The 4,154-nt window shown below is 60.7% G+C and carries 4 protein-coding genes; 1 reads left to right on the forward strand and 3 read right to left on the reverse strand.

Going from position 1 to position 4,154, the window contains the following annotated elements; all coding sequences use genetic code 11:
• A partial coding sequence (locus ACIHFD_RS67630; protein WP_397375926.1) for a dihydrofolate reductase family protein occupies positions 1 to 319 on the reverse strand: 319 nt, incomplete at its 3' end.
• A 106-nt stretch (positions 320 to 425) separates the two neighbouring features.
• Here ACIHFD_RS67630 and ACIHFD_RS67635 point away from each other — a divergent pair.
• The gene (locus tag ACIHFD_RS67635; RefSeq protein WP_397375927.1) at positions 426 to 893 is read left to right on the forward strand and encodes an integrase core domain-containing protein; all 468 of its coding nucleotides are present in this window, start codon (positions 426 to 428) and stop codon (positions 891 to 893) included.
• A gap of 285 nt (positions 894 to 1,178) precedes the next feature.
• Here ACIHFD_RS67635 and ACIHFD_RS67640 read toward each other — a convergent pair whose 3' ends face one another.
• Positions 1,179 to 1,976, reverse strand: a complete 798-nt coding sequence (locus ACIHFD_RS67640; RefSeq protein WP_397375928.1) for a hypothetical protein — start codon at positions 1,974 to 1,976, stop codon at positions 1,179 to 1,181.
• 68 nt (positions 1,977 to 2,044) lie between these two features.
• Positions 2,045 to 3,757 carry a polymorphic toxin-type HINT domain-containing protein gene (locus ACIHFD_RS67645; protein WP_397375929.1) on the reverse strand — a complete coding sequence of 571 codons (1,713 nt, stop codon included), beginning with the start codon at positions 3,755 to 3,757 and terminating at the stop codon, positions 2,045 to 2,047.
• Positions 3,758 to 4,154 lie beyond the last annotated feature (397 nt).

The raw sequence follows: 4,154 nt of genomic DNA on the forward strand, positions 1-4,154 counted from the left end.
GGGGCGTACGAGCACGCACCGAGCACGACGGCACCCTACCGGCCCACCATACCCATCGTCGCCTCAGCGGCGCTTGGACTTGCCTTACCGGAGGGCGCACAAGTGGAGGTCGTGCGCCGGCCTTGGCGGGCCGGTAGACCAGGTACAGCACGCCCGTCGTGAACGTCTCGGACTTGATCAGCTCCAGGGGGATGGAGCTCTCCCCCTCGGGGAACAGCCGCTCGCCCTTGCGGACGGCGATCGGGTGCACCAGCAGGTGCAGTTCGTCCAGCAGCCCGGCGGCCAGCAGCTGGCGGACCACCGAGACCGAGCCGCTCACGGCGAGCCAGCGCCCTACTGGCTTGCGATTTCATCGAGACCGTCACCTTAACGGCCAGCGCCAGTACGTCCTGGCCGTCATCGAGCACGCCACCAGGCGCGTCCGCGTGCTCGGCACCACGGCTCATCCGAGCGCGAACTGGGTCCTCCAGGCGATAAGGAACCTGGTGATGGACCTGGATGATGCGGGCTGCCGGGCGCGCTATCTGCTCCGAGACAGGGATGGGACGTTCCCGGCGCTCATGGACGAGGTCCTCGCCGAGGCCGGCATCAAGACGGTGCTCACCGGTATTCGGATGCCGCGGATGAACTCGATCATGGAGCGGTGGGTCCAGTCGTGCCGTCACGAGCTTCTCGACCGCTGCCTCGTATGGAACGAACGCCATCTTCGGCACGCCCCGCGGGAGTACGAACGCTTCTACAACCAGCACCGAGCACATCAAGCCCTGAACCAAACAGCCCCACCGCGTCCCGCCCCGGACCCGATCACAGACCCAGAACGAATCATCGACCTGAACATACGCCGACGCGACCGACTTGGCGGCGTCCTCCACGAGTACTCACATGCGGCTTGAACTGCATGGATGGAGTTTTCGGCAGGCGCACTGTTAGTGAGGACAAACATCGCCACCGACTACTGCAGCCACCTCGCCGACGGCCTTCAGCTACGTACTTGGTCTTACAGCACGAGAACCCTTCTGCCTTGATTTCAGCACGACCCAATCTTTAGGAGAGTAAATCCAGGATCGAAACGGATCCGCGCACTTGATCGGCCCCGTCCGCAGACACTGTGATCCGCCCGAGAATCTTAGAGTTGTCCGATCCCGGCCGGGGAAGCCGAAAAAGTTCAGATAGGAGGGTTAGATGATTTCCACCTTAATCCGTTTCGGGAAGGCCGCCAGCGCCAGGCGGTCTTCATCGGTAAGGTTACTTCGGATAAGCCGGATATTTCTCAGCGATTCAACCTCTCCTAGGCGCGACAAATTTACCAGCTCAGATGCGCCTGAAATCCAGATCTTTCTAAGGCGTTCCGAAGTGAACGGCGAAAAGTCTATCGGAGCGTGCGTTTTGCCTGTCGGCGCCATCAGGCTAATTTCTTCCAGGTTTGCCAGGCCGGCCACGGCCTCACAGTCATGGACGGCGACATTGAGCATGGCAAGGGACCGCAAGTTCACACAGTTTTGTATTCCGGTCATTGAGATGTCTTGCCGGCGACCCTCTAGTTGGGTGAGCGTCAACTGCCTTCCCTCGGAGAGGGCGAGGCAGTCTGCGCCTCGCCAATTTCCTAGCCGGAACTCCTTGAGTTGTGGCCAATGATTCCCCAGCGCGATCCCCGGGCGATCGGTAAGACACAGGCTTACCATTTCAGGTTGAATTGTATGCGGGATAGGTCGACGAGAGTTTGTAACTAGAGATAGCTCCTTAAGAGTATCCACTTCGAATGCTTCGACATCGGCTTTGAACTGTTGCTCGAGCGAGAAGTAGCGCAATTCGGGTAGGTTGCGAAGGAAAGACAGGCCCTCCGGTGTCCATGAACCCCCAGGCGTCAGGACGAGTCCATTGTAGCCATTGTCTTCATACCGTTCTTCTGCCGCATGCGACCAATGGCCATCCATGTCACCATCCCAATAAAGGATCTTGTAATCGTGGCGCGCCATGGCAGCCCCCGCTCTCAGCCGATCTCGGAGGAAGGGTTCAACCTCAGTGCATAGCTTACACCGTCGCCTTATGGGCGTGGCGCGTTGATTTTATTCAGCAGGGTTCCTCCGCCGATTCCCCCGTAGCGGTTGATAACACCTTGTTCATACTGGTGGATTACGTCATCGCTGTCATCCGGCATCTCTATCCAGTCCAGTTCTCGGACGTCATCGCGCGTGTATCCACGACTCGCGACCGCATGGTCCTGTTGGCTGAAAGCGCGGTGGACCCGTCGATGAATCGTGTTGTTCTTCGTGGCGGACCCGACATACACCTTTCCATCGTTCATTTTGATTATGTATATGCCTTGGGTGTCGGGAACATCTAGTCTGCCATTCGGAGACATGCGACCGAAGGTGCGGCATGGGGCATTGTGTGCGAGGGCGGATATTCCATCCGCTACTACGTAATAGGTGTGCGTTTCGTTGACGGAGAGATTGTGAACTCGATGATTTGCACTCCATTTCCGTACAGCCTCGATCTGGACATAAGTGCCCGCCGCAGTGCGGAGCCACATGCCCGACCTAAGGTCCTTCGCCTCGATCCAGCTATCTGAGGCTGCTACATAGAATGGATGGTTATCGGTGGTGACAATTGATGGGTGCTCTTGCTCGGACCCGCCCGCAGATACTGTGATCTGCACGAGAGTCTTCTTGCCGCTACTGGTCATTAGGCCAGTAACTGTTTTGCCGGCGGTCTTTCCCGTCGCCGGGTCGGTCGCAAGCACATTTTCGCCAACCTGAATATTCTCTATCGGTTTCGCAGTCCCATCCGCCATAAGAACCTTGGTGCCAGGTACAAAGCTGCTGCACGACCCCGACTTGACCGGGTTCTTGGCCCGGGATATCGACATTACGGGTCGCTTGCCGAAGCCGATCGGATACCTGGCAGACATCGCGCTGCTGAAGCCTTTGTCGGACATTCCGACTCCCAGCGCCGAACTGAGGTAGCGCCAGGCCTCGGTTTCCTCCTTGCGTATATGCGATTCGCGGGTGTAATAGCGAGATCTCTCGGCTTCGCGCTTCTTCCAGGCTGCCGTCTCTTTTGCTCTCTGCCTGCGCTGCTTCTCGTATTGCTGGTGCCGCTGCTTGTAAATTTTGCGTTCGCGGGCGGTCTTCTTCGACCCGTTGGGGTTGTGGGTTTGGGCGAAGTTCTGGTTGGCGTTGGGGCGGTTCTTGTTGCGGGAGTAGCCGTAGCTCTTGTCGGAGCTCCCGCCGCCGGCGTCGACGCGGCGGCCGTCGGGGTCGGATTGGTCGATGGGGTTGTTGGCGGCGTAGGAGTAGGGGTTGGCCCACTCAGGGGTGCGCAGGTCGAGTTCGGGGTCGGTGGAGATGAACTTGGCGATGGCCGGGTCGTAGTAGCGGGCACCCAGGTAAGTCAGGCCGGTGGAGGCGTCTTCGGTCTTGCCGAGGAAGCCGCGGTCGGTGAAGGGTAGGTCGTCGCCGCCGCGGCGTTGGCCGAAGGGCAGGTAGCGTTCGCGGCTGACGGTGCCGGTGGCGTCGTTGACGGCGAGTTGGGTGCTGCCGTGCATGCCGGCGAGCACCCAGGTGACGCCTCCTGTGTCGCGCATGGCCACCAGGCCGTCATCGGCGGTGGAGTAGTAGCGCTTGGCCGTGACCTGGCCACTGGCAAGGCGTAGTTCCATGGCGCCGAGGTAGAGGGTGGCGCTGCCGTCGGGGTCACGCCGGATCAGCCGTTCACCGTCGGCGTCGTAGACCATGCCGGTTTGCTGGCCGTCCACGGTGGCCTGAGTGAGCTCGCCGAGCTGGTTCCAGTCGAAGGTGGATTGCTTGCCGGCGACAGTGCGGGCAGCGAGTTGGCCGTTGTTGTCGTAGGCGTAGGTGTCGGTGCCGCTGGGGCGGGCAATGGCGGTGACGGCGTTCGGGCGGACGGCGTTCGGGCCGGGCGTGGGGTAGGTGTAGGTGGCGGTCTGGCCGTTGTCGGTCAGGGTGGTGAGGTTGCCGACCTTGTCGTAGGCGTAGGCCTGGCTGTAGGGGTCGATGCCCTTGGCGTCGCCGGTGCCGGTGCAGGAACTGACGGTGGGGGTGTGTCCAGTCAGTGGCTCTGGCCCACTTTCGGTGGTGACGGAACGTGGTTAGCCGAGCAGGATGCGATGACGCAGGAGTGCGAAGCCGGCC

This window comes from Nonomuraea sp. NPDC051941 (assembly GCF_044593615.1).